The 18,430-nt window shown below is 59.9% G+C and carries 16 protein-coding genes and 6 pseudogenes; 5 read left to right on the top strand and 17 right to left on the bottom strand.

Annotated features, from left to right (window positions below; translation table 11 throughout):
* Positions 1–207: hypothetical protein (locus tag QDY28_RS28570; protein ID WP_331384634.1), on the bottom strand; the 207-nt coding region annotated here is incomplete at its 3' end.
* A 335-nt stretch (positions 208–542) separates the two neighbouring features.
* Between QDY28_RS28570 and QDY28_RS28575 the strand changes: the two are divergent.
* Positions 543–964: pseudogene (locus tag QDY28_RS28575) on the top strand (SRPBCC domain-containing protein); the annotation flags it as partial.
* A 223-nt stretch (positions 965–1,187) separates the two neighbouring features.
* Here QDY28_RS28575 and QDY28_RS28580 read toward each other — a convergent pair.
* From QDY28_RS28580 to QDY28_RS28590, 3 genes and pseudogenes are all read right to left on the bottom strand, one after another.
* Positions 1,188–2,417 carry a type II toxin-antitoxin system HipA family toxin gene (locus QDY28_RS28580; protein WP_331384635.1) on the bottom strand — a complete coding sequence of 410 codons (1,230 nt, stop codon included), beginning with the start codon at positions 2,415–2,417 and terminating at the stop codon, positions 1,188–1,190.
* Entirely contained in the window at positions 2,410–3,000 is a 591-nt protein-coding gene (locus tag QDY28_RS28585) for a helix-turn-helix domain-containing protein (protein ID WP_331384636.1), read from the bottom strand. Before QDY28_RS28585 ends, QDY28_RS28580 begins: the two co-directional genes overlap by 8 nt.
* A 134-nt stretch (positions 3,001–3,134) precedes the next feature.
* Positions 3,135–3,420 (bottom strand): annotated as a pseudogene (locus tag QDY28_RS28590) (methyl-accepting chemotaxis protein); the annotation flags it as partial.
* 205 nt (positions 3,421–3,625) lie between these two features.
* Between QDY28_RS28590 and QDY28_RS28595 the strand changes: the two are divergent.
* Positions 3,626–3,829: a CsbD family protein gene (locus QDY28_RS28595; RefSeq protein WP_331384637.1), complete on the top strand. Its 204-nt coding sequence runs from the start codon at positions 3,626–3,628 to the stop codon at positions 3,827–3,829.
* 420 nt (positions 3,830–4,249) lie between these two features.
* Here QDY28_RS28595 and QDY28_RS28600 read toward each other — a convergent pair whose 3' ends face one another.
* Positions 4,250–4,672, bottom strand: a complete 423-nt coding sequence (locus QDY28_RS28600) for a type II toxin-antitoxin system VapC family toxin (RefSeq protein WP_331384638.1) — start codon at positions 4,670–4,672, stop codon at positions 4,250–4,252.
* A complete protein-coding gene (locus tag QDY28_RS28605) occupies positions 4,669–4,923 on the bottom strand; it encodes a type II toxin-antitoxin system Phd/YefM family antitoxin (RefSeq protein ID WP_331384639.1) in 255 nt (84 codons plus the stop codon). Before QDY28_RS28605 ends, QDY28_RS28600 begins: the two co-directional genes overlap by 4 nt.
* 336 nt (positions 4,924–5,259) lie before the next feature.
* On the opposite strand from QDY28_RS28605, the pseudogene QDY28_RS28610 reads away from it, so the two are divergent.
* Positions 5,260–6,613, top strand: a pseudogene (locus QDY28_RS28610) (ISKra4-like element ISMet1 family transposase); the annotation flags it as partial.
* A gap of 321 nt (positions 6,614–6,934) precedes the next feature.
* Here the strand turns inward: QDY28_RS28610 and QDY28_RS28615 are convergent.
* From QDY28_RS28615 to QDY28_RS28635, 5 genes and pseudogenes are all read right to left on the bottom strand, one after another.
* Positions 6,935–7,360, bottom strand: coding sequence for a type II toxin-antitoxin system VapC family toxin (locus QDY28_RS28615; protein ID WP_331384640.1), 426 nt, complete (start codon positions 7,358–7,360; stop codon positions 6,935–6,937).
* Positions 7,360–7,614, bottom strand: coding sequence for a type II toxin-antitoxin system Phd/YefM family antitoxin (locus QDY28_RS28620; RefSeq protein ID WP_331384641.1), 255 nt, complete (start codon positions 7,612–7,614; stop codon positions 7,360–7,362). Before QDY28_RS28620 ends, QDY28_RS28615 begins: the two co-directional genes overlap by 1 nt.
* Before the next feature lie 460 nt (positions 7,615–8,074).
* Positions 8,075–8,494 carry a tRNA(fMet)-specific endonuclease VapC gene (gene vapC / locus QDY28_RS28625; protein ID WP_331384642.1) on the bottom strand — a complete coding sequence of 140 codons (420 nt, stop codon included), beginning with the start codon at positions 8,492–8,494 and terminating at the stop codon, positions 8,075–8,077.
* Position 8,495: 1 nt separating this feature from the next.
* Positions 8,496–8,717, bottom strand: coding sequence for a type II toxin-antitoxin system VapB family antitoxin (vapB, locus tag QDY28_RS28630; protein ID WP_331384643.1), 222 nt, complete (start codon positions 8,715–8,717; stop codon positions 8,496–8,498).
* A gap of 110 nt (positions 8,718–8,827) precedes the next feature.
* Positions 8,828–9,737: pseudogene (locus QDY28_RS28635) on the bottom strand (recombinase family protein).
* On the opposite strand from QDY28_RS28635, the pseudogene QDY28_RS28640 reads away from it, so the two are divergent.
* Positions 9,716–10,020, top strand: a pseudogene (locus QDY28_RS28640) (PIN domain-containing protein); the annotation flags it as partial. The pseudogenes QDY28_RS28635 and QDY28_RS28640 overlap by 22 nt on opposite strands.
* Positions 10,020–11,113 (top strand): annotated as a pseudogene (locus QDY28_RS28645) (site-specific integrase). The pseudogenes QDY28_RS28640 and QDY28_RS28645, both read left to right, overlap by 1 nt.
* 540 nt (positions 11,114–11,653) lie before the next feature.
* Here QDY28_RS28645 and QDY28_RS28650 read toward each other — a convergent pair.
* From QDY28_RS28650 to QDY28_RS28675, 6 genes are all read right to left on the bottom strand, one after another.
* Entirely contained in the window at positions 11,654–12,340 is a 687-nt protein-coding gene (locus QDY28_RS28650) for an NAD(P)/FAD-dependent oxidoreductase (RefSeq protein WP_331384644.1), read from the bottom strand.
* 90 nt (positions 12,341–12,430) lie between these two features.
* Entirely contained in the window at positions 12,431–13,858 is a 1,428-nt protein-coding gene (locus tag QDY28_RS28655) for an aldehyde dehydrogenase family protein (RefSeq protein WP_331384645.1), read from the bottom strand.
* Complete coding sequence (locus QDY28_RS28660) at positions 13,855–15,375, bottom strand: NAD(P)/FAD-dependent oxidoreductase (protein ID WP_331384646.1); 1,521 nt, start codon at positions 15,373–15,375, stop codon at positions 13,855–13,857. The genes QDY28_RS28655 and QDY28_RS28660 overlap by 4 nt, the downstream gene beginning before the upstream one ends.
* Positions 15,372–15,674 carry a (2Fe-2S)-binding protein gene (locus QDY28_RS28665; protein WP_331384647.1) on the bottom strand — a complete coding sequence of 101 codons (303 nt, stop codon included), beginning with the start codon at positions 15,672–15,674 and terminating at the stop codon, positions 15,372–15,374. Before QDY28_RS28665 ends, QDY28_RS28660 begins: the two co-directional genes overlap by 4 nt.
* Positions 15,655–16,782, bottom strand: coding sequence for an NAD(P)/FAD-dependent oxidoreductase (locus tag QDY28_RS28670; protein WP_331384648.1), 1,128 nt, complete (start codon positions 16,780–16,782; stop codon positions 15,655–15,657). Before QDY28_RS28670 ends, QDY28_RS28665 begins: the two co-directional genes overlap by 20 nt.
* A 53-nt stretch (positions 16,783–16,835) precedes the next feature.
* The gene (locus QDY28_RS28675; protein WP_331384649.1) at positions 16,836–18,158 is read right to left on the bottom strand and encodes an NAD(P)/FAD-dependent oxidoreductase; all 1,323 of its coding nucleotides are present in this window, start codon (positions 18,156–18,158) and stop codon (positions 16,836–16,838) included.
* Positions 18,159–18,430: the final 272 nt, after the last annotated feature.

Below are 18,430 nucleotides of genomic sequence, written 5' to 3' on the forward strand. Positions count from 1 at the left end.
CCCCAGAAATTGTCCGAGCGGGTAAATTGCAAGGAGGACCCCGATAACCGCGCTGCGTTGGCCAGCCGTCGTGCCCGGGTCGAGAAAGCCATTGTCTCCCATCAACATCGGGATGAACAGCGTAATCATCAAAGAGTAGCCACAAAAGCCGATGAAGGTTACGAGGTAGAGCGGCAGCAAGGCCTTGATATCCGCGTTTCGTTTCATTGCGGACCCCCGACGATCCGCGTTCCGAAGCTGCCCGCGCAGCATGTCTGCGCTCTACGAACCAAGTGTGGTCGGGCCTTTCTGTCCATGACCGGCTGGGTGTGCGGCCGGATCGCTCCGGCGCGCGCCGCGATGCCGAAGGCTCTCACGCGCTTAAGGCTCTCGGCCAGCGCTTCCTCCTGGCTCGACTTCGTCGTAGCGGTACCATGCCTGGATTGCTTCCGAAAGCATGCGGAAGTCTCCATCGCGGGGGCTTGTAGTCATTTTTCTCGCCTTGTTGATACGAGAGAACTAGCGAGACCGACGCAATGTTCAAGGCGCTCGCCGTGGCTGGCACAGCGGCAATTCATGCACCGCCGAGGACGGTTTACATGGCGTGAAGCCAGCCCGAGCTGTTCCAGCGCTGGTGGGTGCCAAAATCGCTGTCCGGCGTTTCGCTCGTATCGTGCGCTATTGACGTCCGTACCGGCGGCAAGTATCGGCTGGAAGTCGGTGCAGGCGGTTCGGACAACATGGTCTTCTACGGCAATTATCTTAAGGTAGTGCCGAACGAGCGCATCGTCTGGACCAACGACAAGGGTGAAGAGGGCGCCATCACAACCGTGACCTTTCAGGACGAAGGCGGAAAGACACTTCCGATCTTCCACGAAGTCTATCCGTCCAAGGAGGCGCTTGCGGAAGCACTACAGGGCTTGGCGACCGCATGCCGGAGCAGTTGGAGCAGCTTAACGAATTGCTTTCCAAAGTAGGCGAGTAGCGCGGATCGCAAAACTCGCCTCGAGTCAATTTCTGCTCACGGTGCCGGTTCCACCTGCCTTTCTGGGCGCAGCGAGGAAGCGAAGCGCATGTGGCTCCAGCACTACATCGAATGAGCTTTCTCGCCTTGAAAGGGAATCGAACCAACGGTCATCCTGTTTGGATGGCCTAACGCCTTGAATATGCAGCAAGGCTCGATAAGTTGAGAGCCGAGCTGCGAGCCACTACTTCGCGAACTCGCGGTACAGCTCGACCGTTGGTGCGTGCGTATCGATCGTGTCGGCGATCTTGGCTGCCATCGGCAGGTTCTTCTTTTCCGCGTTCCATACCGCCCTAAAACGTTCAACCGTATCTCGCGCGGTGTCGATCACCAGCTTCTCGGAAAGCTCCGCTTTCGCAGCCAGATGCGCCAGCTCGTCCTTCGACAGCGCCGCCATCTTTTTTGTGCGGGAGAAATTGAGCGCCGCCGCATCTTCCCCCTCGATGTATGGGATAGTCGACAACAGGTCATACGCTGGCGAGAGCGCAGGGGTGCGCCGATCAGGATAGATAAGCGACCAGTTCTTCAGGTGCATGTCACCATTGCCGATTAGCGTGCTGAAGACTAGACGCCGAATGAATTCCGCAATGTCGGCCGTGCTGGTTTCGATCCCCAGCACGCGGCCGATCATCCGGTAATTGCCCTTATCGTATTTATGGTCGGGAAAGACGCCGAAGACTTGCGCAAAATCCTCGATATGCACCGGTCCCTCCGACGTGCGGTCAAAACGCTTGATCGCCAGCGCCTGCCCGTGCAGCTCGCCCACCCCTTGCGGCAGGCCGCTCACCGCATCGAGATCAACCAGCTGGATTTCCGGCACGTCCATCCCCATCATGCGGGCGATGGTCATCATCGCGAACTCGTTCTCGGGCACGCCGCTATATTGCTGAGAGGGCAGCTTCACGATCCACGAGCCACCCGTGCCCTCGGCCGGAATGGTCAAGCCACCGCCCCGATTGTCGTTCTTAAAGGCCGAGAATTTCAGCTGCACGCCCGCCAACGAAAAGCGTAGCGCGTTCGGCCGAGCTTCAACGGTAGCCCGCCCGTCATCCGGAGGCACGTCATCCCCTTCGGAGGGATGCACCGTCACAGCCCCAGGCAGGTCGCGGCCGAGCATCCAGAGCAGGAAAAATTCCCGCGACGGCTTCACACCCGCACGACCAGCGAGGTATTTGCGCAACGGTCCTTCCGGCAATACGTTCGAGAAGAAGGGAGGGACCACCATGTTGTAGGGCCTGAACTTCGTAATGAGCGCCCCGAACGGGTCTTTCAGAGATAGGCTAAGCGTCGGTCGCTTCTCGTCTTCGATATAAGCATCGTTGAACGCGAAGATGGTGCGCCCGTCCTGCAGGTTTGTAAGGGTCGCTACCGGTTGCCCATACAGTCTGACATCGAGGACCGTGATCTTAGGCATTATCGTCTTCCTCATCCAGCGCATAGGCCGAGCGAGGGACCGCGTCGTCACGGTCGCGGTGCACCGCGCCGTTGCGTAGGTGTCTTACGGCATGTGCGATCCTGCTCAGTTCCTGACGGGACGGAGGATCGGCCTGCCACCGGTCGAGGCGTGCAGTCGCCTCTTTGAATGAGTCCATCTCCTCGGCCGACAGAGGAAGATGCCTTAAGAGCGCAAGGCTATCTTTGAATGTATCTGCTTCGGAAGCACTACCGAATGCGCCCCTGTGCTGCGCAGACCACCGCTCGAGGCGCCTCACCAGTTTGCGCTGGTCGGATGTCAGAACATCGCTCGATGCCGGCGCGCTATCGAGGATGTTGCGGATCGCCGGCATCAGTTTTTTTGGGGCAAGGACGATTTCGAGGTCGAGCGCGCGCGCCACATCCACTAGGCTGCCAAGTCCGGGCTCCATGCTGCCCCGTTCTATCTGAGAAATATGGCTTTGCGTCAGGCCCGATCGTGCGCTCAGCTCGCGCTGGCTCATTTTCTGCGCTTCGCGCACAGCGCGCAGCTGCTGCGTTATGTGCTCCGTTTTATAGGCCATATCATTATCTCGTATCGCACAAGGCGGTCAATTCAGGATAATATATAGAGAAATCTAGAGTGTAACGCAATTCTGATATAAAAAATCGTATTGATGCGATAGAATATATATATAAACATATCAGAATTGCAGCCTTATGGACTATCCGAACATACGCAAGTTCCGATGCTGCAGACCTGTTCAATGATCGTCGCGAGAGAGGAGCCGTGTTCCGCGAACGACAGTGACACCCTCGGTAACGGGGTCAGAAGAAGTCTTGATCAGCGCTTTGATCTCCCTTGCGCCTTGGGCAGAGCGTTGAGCAAGTTCGCACTTCCTGTGCGACGACGGCAAAACCCTTGCCGGCATCGCCGGCACGAAGGCGATTTCGTCGATGATGCCGAGAATGCTGGAGATTTCACTGGAGGACCATTCGATCCGCTTCGTCGGCCTCCAGCCTAACGATCGAATTCGTTGCGTCAAACCCATCCACGGCTTTCCTCGATGCTCCCCTGTTAACGAGGATCGGCGCAAATTTTGTGATGACCAACACGGAAACGCCGCTCAGCGAAGCTGTGTGTGTGTGCAGCCGAAACAATTCCGGGCACTTGATCGTTGTCTGTTCATCCACGAAAGGAGATTGATTATGGACTGGAGCCGCGTCGAAGGGAATTGGAAGCAGATGAAGGGCAAGGTCAAGGAACAGTGGGGCAAGCTGACCGACGACGACTTGGACCAAATCGCCGGCAAGCGCGACCAGCTCGAAGGCAAAATCCAGGAACGCTACGGCCTAGAAAAGGACCGCGTTACAACCGATGTCGACGACTGGTATGGCCGGCAGACTTGGTAAGCGGTTTGTTAGAGATCTAAGGGGTTGAAAGGGCCGGATCGTCTTCGGCTCTTCTTATTTTGTGCGCCTACCGCTCATCGGTTCAAGCTTCTCACCGTCGGGCAGAATCTCTTGGAATTCGATCGGGCGCTCAGCGGCGAAACCCAATATGGCGAATATCACATGTGCCGCGGCTAGGCTCTGAAGCGTTGGGAGATCACAGGCGAGGCAGAGTGGACCTACAGCTTGTAGTGCAACCATCGACGTGCGTAATCGGTTCCGTGTCGGCTACGCAATCAAGCACCTGTTGGCAAAATGTGGTAGGTGGTAACGCCCTGAACGGAAATGAACCTTCGACCTACGATCCTGGCAAAGTGGCTGAGGCAACACCAAGGGCTCCCCGAAAAAGACATCGGCTCGCGAGTACCGACGCGCCAGATGTCATGCGCGCCATGGATCGACGACGATGACGCCCGTACCATCGAAATCTTGAACATTCCGTGTGACGACAGTTAAACCGTGAACCAGCGCGGTCGCCGCTATCAAGGCATCGGCTTCGTTGCGGCGATCTGGAATATGTAAGTGGGCACAACGCGTTGCTATCGCGTCATCGATTGACAGAACTCGCTCCGCGAACTCAGGACGAACACGGCTGTCCATCCATGCCCGCAGGCGAGAACCTTGGGAAGCGTCTCGACGCTGGATGCTTAATATCCCGCGCTCAAGTTCTAGAATCGTAATCGCAGAAATGAATAGGTCGCTGGAATCTTGAGCACCGACCCACTTCGTCACATTCGGATCAGCTTTACCGTCTCCGCCTTTACGCAGCTCGGAGACGACGTTTGTATCCAGCAGATATTTCAAGACAGATCGACTCCGCGAGGTGCAATTTCGGCTCGGGGCGGATCGAACTCGATGACTGATAAACCGGGCATTGAAAGAGCATCGACAAGATTGCGGCGCTTGCCGGTCAGGCGCTCGAACTCGCTGTAGGTCATCAACACATGGGACGGCTTCCCGCGATCCGTGATAACGACAGGTCCTTTGTTGGCGGCCTTCTTTGCCCTACTCACGTCGTGGTTCAACTCCCGGCTAGATAAACTCGTGATGCTCATAGCAGCCTCCATGTAGGAACATGCCTACATATAGGGTATTGTTTGCTGCGAAGCAATGCCCGCCTTGATTGGGATCCGAACCGACGACCTGTGCCTGCGATACGCCAAAAGAGTGGCCGCCGGTAATCATGACCAATACCACCGTCTTAAGGCAAACGAAAAATGCCTGCCGCAAGAGGAGAGATACGGCAGGCGTATTGATACGATTGAATAGCGACGGAAGCGGATTGAAGGCTGCGGAGGAGGCTTCCTGAACCGTTTTAATTTGATAATTCGATTTGGAGAGACCGGTAACTTCTCTGGGGTCGCATACAGGTTATTAAGCCCCAGCGGTCCATGACCATCGCTTTAATAAAGGAGGCGACATTGGCGGGGGAATGGACGATTACGATTGAAGGGAACAACGAATTTGCCGACACCTGCCGGAAAGAAGTTCGTATCGACAAGAGCTGGGAGCGCCTGTTCGACGGAGAAATTGGCTTCTCGACCAATGACGGCAAGAAGATCATGGCAGGCGTTGCAAAGCGCGGTCGTCGCCCACGAGGCAGAGACCTACTGCCTGTTCCGGCTCCGAACCGTGTTCAGGACGGTAGAGGTGCGCAATCCTCGCTGGATGTTGTGCCGAGATTGCTATCCGGCATGATTGCTGCCTGCGCGCCGCTGAAGGAAATTTGTCCCGATCGAGCGACGCCCGAGCTGATGGAATTGACGGCGCGGCTGGGGAGCACGATGCCATATCGGCAGGCGGCAAAGGTGCTAGCCGATTTTCTGCCCACTGATCCCACAGAGATGCACGCGAATGTGCGCAAGCGCACCATCAAGATTGGCGAACGGCTCCACGACCAGACCCTCCCGGAAATATGGCGCGCGAGGGGGCAAGCGGATGAAAGACACCAACTTGAGATGCAGCTTCTGGCGATCGGCGCAAAGAGTTTGTCATCAGCATCGATACGGCCCATGTTCGCAGCGCCGAACCCAATTCAGCGCGAAATTTCGAACTCGTGGTGGCCAGATGCGGCCGTGGTGGACGAGGTGAAAACGGCGGTCGCTATTTCGTCACCAGCAGCACCGAGCAACATGCAATCCGCGATCGCGCTCTTCATGCTCTTAAGGAAGTCGGATATCGCGGGCTTTGGCGATGTGACGGTAATTTCGGACGGCGCCGACATCCTGACGCGGTTTCCCCGCGCCATGCCGAAACCGATAACCCACATCATCGACTGGTTTCACATTGCCATGAAGATCCAGCCCATGCAGCAGATCGCCGATCACGCTGCTCGATCCCTAACCGATTTCACTGAAATTTTTGCCTTCGATCGGCAGGGAAATCAGAGCCCTGAAATGGCGCCTGTGGCACGGGCGGATTGATCGCACGATCCACGACCTGCAGAGGCTTCTCTCGAGGCTGAAGCACTTGCAGGAAAACGCCGACTTCTCGATCGCACGCCTTCACACGCTTGGCACGCAGCTTCTGACCTATGTCCGATCCAACCGCAGCGCGATGACAAAATTCGGAAAGCGCTATCGAGCCGGCCTTCGAGTCGCCACTACCCTCGCCGAGTCAGCGGTGAACTCGCTCGTCAGCAAGCGGATGGTGAAAAAGCAGCAAATGAGCTAGTCCCTTCACGGTGCGCATATGCTGATGCAGGTCCGGTCGGCCGAGCTCAACGGCAATCTTCGTGACCGGTTGCGGATACCTTTCCGAGGCCCGAACCGAACGCGCCACCAGTCTTCAAACCGAAGCCACTTCTGCTGCGTGTCGCTTGACCCCAGAGAAATTACCGGTCTCCTGAACCAAACCGCCGCATTCTTACAATTAGGTGCCAAGCGACACAAGACCCTGTCGTCGCATCTCTATCTGGCCACGACCGTCGCAGCCCTATTCAGCTTTGACAGCATATAGCCGCAAAGTTGAAGTGTCCTGATGAGGGTTCCTCCGCTTGGCGATCGCAGTCATGCCGTTGCGAGTGGAAAAACGGGTCGAGATGCAATCAGATGACCCAGACGATTTTTATGTCGGCATATCCCAAGGATTCACGAGCGCGACACCCATGCCCTCGAAATTCTTGATATTGCGCGTGACCAGCGTCATCCGACGGGTGAAGGCTGTCGCCGCAATATAGGCGTCATTGATCGGCTTGGGATTTGGCACATGCCATTTCGCCGCCTTAACAGCCGCCGCCTCATCCAGGGGCAGGATGCGGCCGGAAAACGCCATGAGAACGGCATTTTCCAGCCAGTTGCGCAGCACCTTTCCGGCGGCGGCATCGTTATGCTCCGCCAACCGAACGCCAATCTCCAGTTCGTGCAGGACAACGGAGGAAATGAAGGTCTCCGCCGGATCGAGGGTTTCGTTCCAGACCACGACGTTGGGATCGGCCTTGCCGCTCGCGACTTTGCGCAGTTCGGACACGACATTGGTATCGAGCAACAGCATCAGGACAGGTCGACCGGCTGGGCATGTTCCGTGCGCTGCGGCAGCGGCAAGTCAACATCTTCAGCTCCAGGCGCTGCCAGCATGTCGCCGAGCGTCCGCATCTTTCCGGTAAGCCGCTTGTACTCGTCGAACGACAAGAGGACATGCGCCGGCCGTCCCCTGTCGGTGATGATCACGGGTCCGTCCTTGGTGGCGCGCTTTGCGCGGCCAAGGTCCTGATTGAGTTCTCGTCCTGAAAGCGTGGTGACGGTCATGGCAAGCCTCCAACACTCGTGGTTACGTAACCACATGTAGCTCGCATAGAGCGGAATTGCAAGATGCGGCGGCTCGCGGGGGTAGCGTTGGCACGCAGATTTGGACCCCGTTGATCGCGCCATCGCAACGTGAAACGAGCACGGCGCGATCCGGAGCAGTGATATCAGCCTGATTGCAACGCCTTTCCCGGCAAACATCGACTGGATTATCGGACCGGTAAGTCGATCAGCGCTGTATTGCGAAAGCAGCGGACGTGTCGTGGCAAACGATCGCTGATTTAAGCGGGTCGCTCATGTACCCATCAACAATAATATCCTTAGCATCATCGCCGCTTTCAGGCGGCCGGAATAGACCATATGTTCACGGGGTGAGCGTGGCCCGCCCCCGCGGTAAGCTGAATTCGGGGGTTGCTCTCCCGGCAGATTTATAACTCCTTGCCCGCTATGGGACCGACCGAACTCAATTGGAGCGTGGATTTTCGGGACGCCAATCTTCAGCGATCAACCCGTCAACACGTGTGAATTCACGCAGGTTCCCGGTTATGATTGAAAGCCCGGCACTTCTGGCGTGTCCGGCGATAAGTACATCGTAACCGCCAATCATTTGTCCCTTTCGCTCTAAAACTGCTCGAATATTCGCTGCATGAGCGGCGGCAGCCTCGTCAAACTGGAGAATTACGAGACGGGCAGCAAAATTCTCGACATTGGAACGATGCTTCACGGGATCGGCAGATTTTTCGGCGCGATACAGAAGCTCGTTCAGGATGATTGTTGAAATGCAAAGTGCGTCTGCATTTTCATTGAAACGATCGCGAAAGCCTTTCGGCCTGTCACGAAGGAGCCTGATGCACAAAATGGTATCGAGCATATAGCGCAACATGTCAGAAACTTTCCCTGACCTGTGCTGCAGGTTGATTCCGCTCGCCGAGATCAACACCGGGCGCATCAAAAAAATCATCCCAGATGCTGTTGGCTGGTACAATTACACGGCGGTTGCCATCTCGCAGAATTGCCACTTCCTTCACATTGTCGGGAAAAGCGACATCTTTTGACAGACGGACTGCCTGGGTTCGGTTTGATTGAAAGATGTTGGTTCGTGACATTATCTGGCCTCCAGGAGGTATATACACAAAGTATATCTCGGCCGCGTATACGCGAGATCGAGGTCAGCATGCTGGCTCAATTAAAAGCAGACAGGAAGAACGAGCCAGGATTATCTGCTAATAAGGCCGAACCGGTGCGCTTCGTCCAACAGTGCCCTGACGGACGGTGGCTGCCATTTTCGTCCACCACGCGCGGGTCGTTCCCCTCTGATCCAGTTGCGCTGCAATGTCGCGGAGCGACAGATCGGGATCCGCGATCGAGATCGCAGCGACAAGCGTCATCAGATGGTCCTGCGGAGCGCGGCGTGGAGAGCGGGCTAGCAGTTCCGGTTCCGCCAGTTTTTCACGGACCATGCTATGGACCGCACGGCGCAGCCGCTCAACGGTCCATTCGTAGCCGCGGCGATTGAGGATTCGCACCACGTTCTCCCAACTGTGCTGAGGCCGGAGCTGCCGCACAGTTGACAACCAAGTTTGCGCTGAAGAGACGAGCTCGTCGAGGTATGCCTTTTGGCGCGCCTTCGAAACAGCGCGCCTGGCTTCCGGCCGGCGCTCCCGTAGTCCTGGATTGCCAGCGAGCTTGCCTCGCGCTTTGGCAGCTTTCATGCCCGCCTTCGTACGTTCGGAGATCAGCGCTCTTTCGAGCTGGGCGACGGCGCCGAGCACCTGCAAGGAAAACATGCCCTGCGGTGTGGAGGTGTCGATCGGATCGCGGAGCGACCTGAAATGAATCCCCCTCCCCTCAAGATCCTCGATCACCTGCAGAAGATGGCTGACCGGTCGGGCCAGGCGATCGAGGCGCACGACGACCAGCACGTCGCCGGCGCAGAGCTCTTTCAGAATCTTTGCGAGCACCGGTCGTGCTCGCGATGCCCCCGAGCCATGTTCCTGCTAGATGCGATCGCAGCCGGCTGCACGCAGCTCGTCGACCTGGGCATCATGAAGCTGATCCTGCGTGGATACACGTGCATAACCAACAAGTCGCTTGCGCGGAGATGAATCCGATCCGCCTGGTCCCAGCCACCTGCGTCCTCGAAGCCCGCATGGTGCTGGTTAGCCGCAAGGGCGAGCATGCGCTCGCCGAGGTCGATCTCTGGCTTAAAAAAATCGAGGCCGACATCATCACGGTCGACGCCGACCTCGTCGATCTGGCGACGGAGGGCTGGATGACCTATGGCAAGGGTCGGCATCCGGCAGCGCTTGATTTTGCCGACTGCTTCTCCTATGCCTTGGCAAACGCGCCGACGACGCGCTGCTGTTCATCGGCCAGGATTTTGCCCAGACCGATATCGAGGCGGCGTGATGACCGGCGACACGGACCTCGACAATAACCTCCCGGATAGCGTCCCCTCCCCTGCCGCGGTGTCGCCTCTGGCGCCGCCAGCCTCCGGCCTATCCGCGCATCTGCAGGATCTGACCGATCGTGCCCGCACCTGTATCGACGCCGCCAGTTCCGCCAACACCCGCAAAGCCTATGCCAGCGACTGGAAGCATTTTTCCGCCTGGTGCCGCAGGCAAAATCTTAGCCCGCTCCCGCCCGATCCGCAGGTCGTCGGCCTCTACATCACCGCCTGCGCGTCAGGGGGGCCGTTGGCACGGCTACACGTGGCGGAAAGCGGAACAGCGTCTCGACCATCGAGCGCCGGCTGTCCTCCTTGGGCTGGAATTACGCCCAGCGTGGTGGCCAAAAACTCGATCGCAAGGATCGGCATATTGCCACGGTGCTCGCCGGCATTCGCAACACCCACGCCACCCCGCCGCGGCAGAAGGAAGCGATCCTTCCCGAAGATCTGTTGGCCATGCTCGAGACGCTGGACCGCGGATCGCTACGCGGCTTGCGCGATCGCGCCATGCTGCTGATCGGCTTTGCTGGTGGATTGCGGCGCTCGGAACTCGTCTGGCTGGATGTTGCACGCGACCAGATCGAGGGTTCTTCAGGCTGGGTCGAGGTCTTTGACAACGGGCTGCTGCTGACATTGCGCGGCAAGACCGGCTGGCGCGAGGTCGAGATCGGCCGCGGTTCCTCGGATGCGACCTGCCCGGTGGTCGCGCTGCTGACATGGTTGAAAATGGCGCGGATCGCTCATGGTCCCCTCTTCCGCCGCGTCACTGGCCAAGGCAAGGATGTCGGCGCCGATCGGCTGACGGACAAGCAGGTGGCCCGCCTCGTCGAGACGGCGGCACTGGCCGCCGGCATGCGCGGCGATCTCAGCTAGGCAGAGCGAGCCGGAAAATTCTCCGGCCATTCGCTGCACGCCGGTCTCGCCTCCTCGGCCGAGGTCGACGAGCGTTATGTCCAAAAGCAGCTCGGGCATGCCAGCGCGGTAATGACCCGGAAATATCAACGACGGCGCGACCGCTTCCGCGTCAATCTCACCAAAGCGTCAGGCCTTTGAAAGGATCCTCGCCGGCTCAGGGTGAAATCGCTAGGTGAAGTTTGAGTGCTGGATTTTTCGCTTGGTGCTTAACGGCCCCTGAACATCATTTAAAGGGGCAAGGATATACGGTAGAGCGCGCGCAGCATCAGATGTGGATTTTCGCGCGCCTGCTAAATGTTCATTCGAGTGAGGCCGGTGTCGAGTTCGCGCTCCTGCCTTCGAGTATCTCTTCTGCGGTTAGACGGCCAATCAAGGGTGCCAGGATGACGCCGGGGTGGCCGACTGCGAGATAGATACTACTGATCTCCGGGAGGAATCCGAGACGCGGTAAGCCGTCGGCAAAAACCGGACGATCGCCGATTTGTGCATTTTTTCAGTCTAAGCTCGTCGGGCAAGTCCAGCACGTCCTTCATCACAGCCAACATTTTCTCGCCGATGAGTCGAGGGCCGTTCTCGTCTCCATTGTCAACGTAAGACTTCGCGACGAGCAGCGTGCGGTCGCTGGCCTGCCTGACCTCCAGTCGCGGGCCACGCAGGATATGGTTGATGATGGGCCGATCACAGACGTAGCGGAGAAGCAAAGCCGGAGACGTCGTCAGGCCTGTTTGAACCCCGAGTCAGCGTGTGAACACCGGCGCCCGCTGCCACAACGACAATGTCGGCGGCGGTCCTCTCATCCGCTACCCGTATCCCGGAGACCTTGCCACTGACGGTGTCGATGGCACTGACGGCCGCGCCGAAACGCGTCCAGGCACCAGCGGCAGCTGCAGCAGTTACCAAGTCTCCAGCAAGCTGCATTGGGTCGAGAGCCAGATCATCCGGCGAGAAGGCGGCAAGGTCCGGAACTTGGCGGAGGCGTGGTTCCAGTTTCTGTAAGGCGCTTCGTTTCAGCAGTTCAATGCGCTCCCCGGCATTCCGGTGAAGTTCTGCGAACTGCTCGGTTTCTTGTGCTGTAGTCTTCCACAACAGTGAGCCGGAACGAGCGCGGGAAAAGGCCGTTGGCAGCGCATCTTTCAGGCTTCGATACTCAGCGACTGCCTCGCGCCAGAGGGCATAGCTGCTGTTGCCCGGCACTCCGTTGATAATGTTGATCCAACCGAACGCTCGACCTGTCACGCCGGAACCGGGCATCGAGCCTTGATCAATGAGTAGGACGTCCGCGCCTCGAATGGCGAGATTGTAGGTTATCGCTGAACCAATGATCCCTGCGCCGATAACTACGATGCGCGGCCGATAGTGTGCCAAGAAAGGAGCCTCATGTAAAAAGCATGAATCGGACGGCTACGCGAGCATCTCGTTCTTATGCGCGCGAGTGCGCCAATACCGGGCGCGAGGTTACTCCTTCGAGAAACCGACGATGCCCTTGATCTCGGTAAACTCGTGCAGTGCGAATTTCCCGTATTCCCGACCGTTGCCGGATTGCTTGTAGCCGCCGAAGGGGGCGGCTGCGTCCCAGGCGGAGCTGTTGAGGCGAACAGTGCCGGTGCGCAGCCTGCCTGCGAGCGTCCGCGCTTCCTTCGGATCGCCCTGAATATAGGCTGCGAGGCCGTAGGGCGTATCGTTGGCGATCGCGATCGCTTGCTCTTCGGTGTCATAACCGATGATCGACAGCACAGGGCCGAAGATTTCCTCCCGCGCGATTGTCATCTGATTGGTTACGCGGGCAAACACCGTCGGGCGCACATAGTAGCCCGCATTGAGATGCGAAGGGCGGCCAGGCCCACCGATGACGAGCTCCGCTCCTTCCGCGATTCCACGTTCGATCAACGCCTGGATCTTGTCGAACTGGGCGGCGCTTGCGACCGGTCCGAGGTCGGTGCGCGGATCCGAAGGCGGACCGACGACGAGCGCAGCCGCTTCCGTCGCGGCGATTGCGCTTGCTTCGTCCATTCGCTCCGCGGGCACCAGCATCCGCGTCGGCGCAGTACAGGTTTGGCCGGAATTGCCGAAGCACCGCCGTACGCCGGCAGCGACCGCGGCTGAGTAGTCGGCACTGCGCAGGATGATGTTCGGCGACTTGCCGCCGAGCTCCTGATGCACCCGCTTGACGGTCGGCGCCGCGGCTCGCGCCACGGCAATACCGGCGCGGGTCGACCCGGTGAAGGACACCATGTCCACGTCCGGATGGCTGGCCAGCACTGTCCCAACCGTCGGGCCGTCGCCCTGGACGAGGTTGAAGACGCCCTTCGGCACGCCGGCCTCATCCATGATCTCGGCAAAGATCACGGCGTTGAAGGGAGCGATCTCCGAAGGCTTCAGCACCATGGTGCATCCCGTGGCAAGGGCCGGAGCCACCTTGCAGGCGATCTGGTTGATGGGCCAGTTCCACGGCGTGATCATCGCAACAACCCCGACCGGTTCGTGCACGATGCGGGTCGAGCCCTGCATGTAGTCGAAGGCAAAGGTCTCGAAGGCCTTGATCGCCTGCTCGAAATGGACAGCGCCGATGCCAGCCTGCTCAGCTCGGGCCATGGCGAGCGGCGCGCCCATTTCCCGTGAGATGATGTCGCCGAGCTCGTCATTACGGCGCTTCAGGATCGTCACGATGCGCTTCAGCAGTTCGACGCGCTCTTCCTTGGGCGTCTGCGAGAAGGAGGCAAAGGCGCGCCGCGCGACCGCGACCGCCTTTTCCGCGTCGGCGGCGCCGCCGAGCGCAATCGTCCCCATCGGCTGCTCGGTCGAGGGATCGATGACCTCGAGTGTTTTCGACACGGACGGCTCGACCCATTCACCGTCGATATAGAACTTGCGGGCATGTTTCATCGCTGGTTCCCATTTATGATGTCCTCCGCCCCATCGGCGGCGCGTTCCACGAATCCGGCGACAGCGACGATGGCTGCCTCCGTGTGCGGCAAAGCGGCGAGCTCGCCGAGCGTCAGCGGTTTGATGGGCGGGCGTAGCCGATAGTAACCGACGTCGCCGGGCGCAACGCCACGGCATTGCGCTAGCAGTTCAACCGCGGTCGGACCGCACAGCCGACCCTGACATGGTCCCATTCCGCATCGTGTGAACGCCTTCATTTGGTTAGGGCCCGGCACGCCGAACGCCGCAACTTCACGCAGTTTGCCGGCTGTTATTTCTTCGCAGCGGCAGACGATGGTGGCGTCGTCCTCGGGCACGCGAAACGTTTTACCGGGCCGGAACCGATGCTCGATGAAAGTCCTGCCCCTCAGGGCTCGCGCGAGCTTTTGCGCGAGTTCGTTCCGGCACTGTTCGAAGGCAGTCTGGCCAAGGCGATTTAGATCGAGCGCCGCAGACAGGCCCGCGAGCTCTCCTTGGTGAGCGGAGGCGACCGCCCCGACAATTCCCGCCGCATCACCGGCGATCGAGACCCCCGGGACGGAACTCGCGCCGCGACCGTTGACGGCCGGGCGGAAGGCCGCCAGGCGCTCGTCCCAGATGTAGTCGCACCCGGCTGCGAGCGTGAGATTGAGGTTCGGCGCGATCCCCTGGTGCAGAAGGAGCAGGTCGCCTTCGATGTGCAGGGACTTGTTGTCACGATGGACCCGCAAGGCGCTGAATTGTCCGCAACCGACCGCCTCGAGCGCGGTCACCCCGCGAATGAGGCGTGTTCGACGGTGAACGTCCAAAAGGAGCTTCAAGCCCTTGAGGGCATAGGGCGACGTGGCAAAGGTCAGCACGTGAGGCAGGGCCAGGCGCCAATTCTCGACCGGCGTGGTATCGACGACCGCTGTCACGGACACGCCGGCCCGCAGGAGTTGGCTCGCCAGCAAGTACAAAAGCGGCCCGGTCCCGGCGAGGATGGTCCGTCTGGAGGGCACGAGGCCCGACGACTTCATCAAGATCTGCGCCGCGCCTGCCGCCATGACGCCGGGCATGGTCCACCCCGGGAACGGGAACGGACGCTCGAGCGCGCCGGTTGCGAGAATCACGCGATGGGCGGCGACCGGCCGAGCGATGCCGTCGAGCGAAATCCCGACCTCGAGCGTATGCGCACCGTCGCCCGTTTCCTCGTCGGCAGGCCCGACGCTCCACACCGTCGTCCGGCGGGCATAGCTCAAGTCTGCGCCCCGGAACCGCTCGATGAGTTTTCGACCGGCAGCGTAGTCCGGCCCCATGCGCGCGAGATCGGCATCCGAAGCACGCTCGACCGACCGATAGATCTGGCCACCAGGCGCTTCGTTTTCGTCGGCCAGCAACACGGCGAGCCCGTGGGTCGACGCTTCGATCGCTGCCGAGAGGCCGGCGGGCCCGGCGCCAACGACGACGAGGTCATAGGCAGGAGCGAGATCGGCGGCAGACTGAATGTATTGAATCATTCTTCCTGCCCCGGCATGGCCGCGCCATCCTGTGTTTCAACCCGCATGCCCTCGTCTACGGTGGTCATACAACCCTGCTGATTCGGCCGGCCATCGATTTTGACGAGGCACTCGAAGCACGCACCCATCATGCAGTAAGGGCCACGGGCGGCGCCGGAAACCGGGGTGCGCCGCGTGCTGCATTGTCCCGCGGCGAGCAGTGCAGCGGCAACGCTATCGCCTCGGCGGGCCATGGTCGGCACGCCGTCGAATGTGAATGAGACCGAACTCTCTTTTCTGTCAGACAGCCGCCGGAACATGGAACCTCCGGGAGTGAAATACGGAAAGATCGTTTGAAAGCGCGCCGGCTGAAATCTGCCGCGGCAGGACCAGCGCATGGTTCGCCGCCAGTGTCACGCCGGAATGACAGGCGAGCGCGAAAGCGCCCGGAAACCTCTCCGACTGCTCGTAGATGGGAAAGCCGTCCGGCGTCACCACGCGGAATGCGGCCCAGATCCGCACCGCCCTGGCGTCCCTGAGCAGTGGAAAGGTGCGCAGGGCGCGTTCGGCGAGAACCGCGGTGATCGGTCCGCGCGGTCGCTGATCATCGATCGTCGCCTCCTTGCTCTCGCCAATGAGTACAGAACCTTCATCTGTCTGTCGCAGATAGCCGGTCGCATGGCTGAGGAAGGGCTTCAGCCGCTCGGTGACGATGATCTGGCCGCGACTGGGCAAGAGCGGAACGCTCAACCCAACCATCGGGGCGAGCGCAGTATTGCCGATGCCGGCCGCAAGCACGACCTTGCCTGCACCGAGCCTCCATCCTTCTCCAGCCACTTCGAAGGCGCCGCCGCGATGGCGTATCGCAGTCGTCTTGCGATGCGGAAAATAATGAACGCCACGCTGCTTGAGCGCCTTGTGAAAGCCGGCGAACAGCCGCAGCGGGTTTGCGTGTCCATCGAGTGGACTGAAAATCGCGCCTGCCACCGTCTCACCGACGAGAGGCAAGCGGCGGCGCGTCTCCGCCTGGTCGAGTATCTCATATTCGAGCGGCGGCGTTCCTTCCGCGTCCATTCCTTGTTGGTCGGCGAGCTTCGCCATGGATGCGATCCCGCGTTCCAGTTCCGTTGGCGTGAGCCGAATTGAGAAGCCGCCCGACTGGACAAAGCCGGTATCGATACTGGTTTCGGCTTTGAGTTCGGCTGCCAGCCGGTGCCAGTTCGCCGTCGAGGTTCGCGACCACCGCGAATAGGCGGCGTTGCCGAGGCCCTTGCTTGAGCTCCATACGAGACCGAAATTCGCCCGGGCGGCCCTGTTTGCCACATCGCCCTCGTCGAGGATTGCAACCCTTTGTCCACATCTCGACAGACCCCAGGCTATCGATACCCCTACCAGCCCACCGCCGATGACGATTACGTCGTAATCCATTCCGCTTTCTTCCCTCGGCGCGTCACCCCGTCGGCTTTCTCCTGTTCTGCCCCTCAGATCGCGCCGACTTTGACTTTCGAACCATTAAGGAGGCGCGACAGGCGGAAAGGGGTGGGGTCGACACAGGGTGTATCATTGGCAACCAGGTCGGCCGCCAGGCGGCCGATACCGGGGCCCAGGCCGAAGCCATGGCCGGAGGCGCCCGCTGCCAGGTAGAGACCTCTCACACCGTCCGCCGGCGAGATGACCGGCACCGCGTCCGGCGTGAAATCCACGTAGGCTCCCCAGCTATCGGCGACTTCGACCCCAGCCAATGCGGGAAACTGCTCGGTGACCCGTTTCAAGATCGCCGCGATGGTGCGGCGGCTCGGCGGCGGGTCAAGAACGCGGACCCGCTCGAAGGCCGTCGGCTTACTCTTGTTCAAGCTACCGATTGCCTCCGGACCATGGAGGAAGGATTTGCCGATGCCGAACTGCACCGCTTTCAGACGCTTCATGAACATCGGCATGAACCAGCGGGCGTAGCGAATGCCTTGGGGGGTGATGTCGAGCATCGCCCTGCCGCTGATCGCAAGCGTGTAGCTGCCATCCAACCGGCGGGTCAGCGCGCAGTCCGGCGTATAAATCGCCTCGCCCAGATTCGCCATGGGCCGCGTACGAAGCGCTGTTTGGCGAACGCTCGCCTGCGGAAACAAAACCCCGTGCTGGCGACAGAACATGGACGTCCAGGCACCGCCGGCGCAGAGAACGGCTTGAGTCCGGATTGTTCCCTTTTCGGTGATCACCCCGGCTACTGCTCCATTCGCCAGATCAAGACCTCGCGCAGCGCACTCTTGATGGATCGATGCTCCAAATTTGCGAGCGCCCTCAGCGATCGTCGGCGCGGCTATGGCAGGCTCGCCCTTGCCATCGTCAATTGAATGGACGCCGCCGAGCCATCGGCGGCCATTTGCCGGGATTGCGGCAGCCGCTTCTCCGGCGCTCAGCATCTTCGTGTTGACGTTGAACTGCCGGGCCGTATCACGCCATGCTTCCCATTCCGCCAATTGGTGCGGATTGTCTGTAGCGTAAAGCAGACCGCATCGGCGGAAGCCGACGTCCTCTCCGATTTTGGACTCAAACTCACCCCAGAGCCGCAGGGCGACGCCCGAGAGCGGCAACTCTCGCTCATCCCGGTTCTGTTGGCGGCACCAACCCCAGTTGCGGCTCGATTGCTCGCAGCCGATATAGCCCTTTTCGACCAGGGCGACAGACAGTCCCCGCTCCGCGAGAAAGAAAGCTGCCGTTGCACCAATGATGCCGCCCCCGATCACGACGACATCCGCCTTGGCGGGGAGCTGCTGATCGTTCTGTATGCGTTTGACAATTGGAGCCATTGGGTTGACCTGAACTTATCTTGGCGGCTGATCTATACGGCACTGTTTCCTGCCCCTGCGGCAGAAACATCTGCGACGATGACGGTTATCGCATCGACTTGGAATGACGATGCGAGCCGGGCGGGATACGCCTAAGCCTTGCCATCCGACGCGCGATACGTGTCGATGACATCTTCGGTCGAAAGCAGCTGGTCGCAGATGAGATGCCCGATGGGCAGGGGCAGATTGCCTGGAAAGATTGATTTCATGGCGCGTCCTCGAAGTGAGCTCAT

This window comes from Rhizobium sp. BR 362 (assembly GCF_036528765.1).
In the GTDB taxonomy this organism is placed as follows: Bacteria; Pseudomonadota; Alphaproteobacteria; order Rhizobiales; family Rhizobiaceae; genus Rhizobium.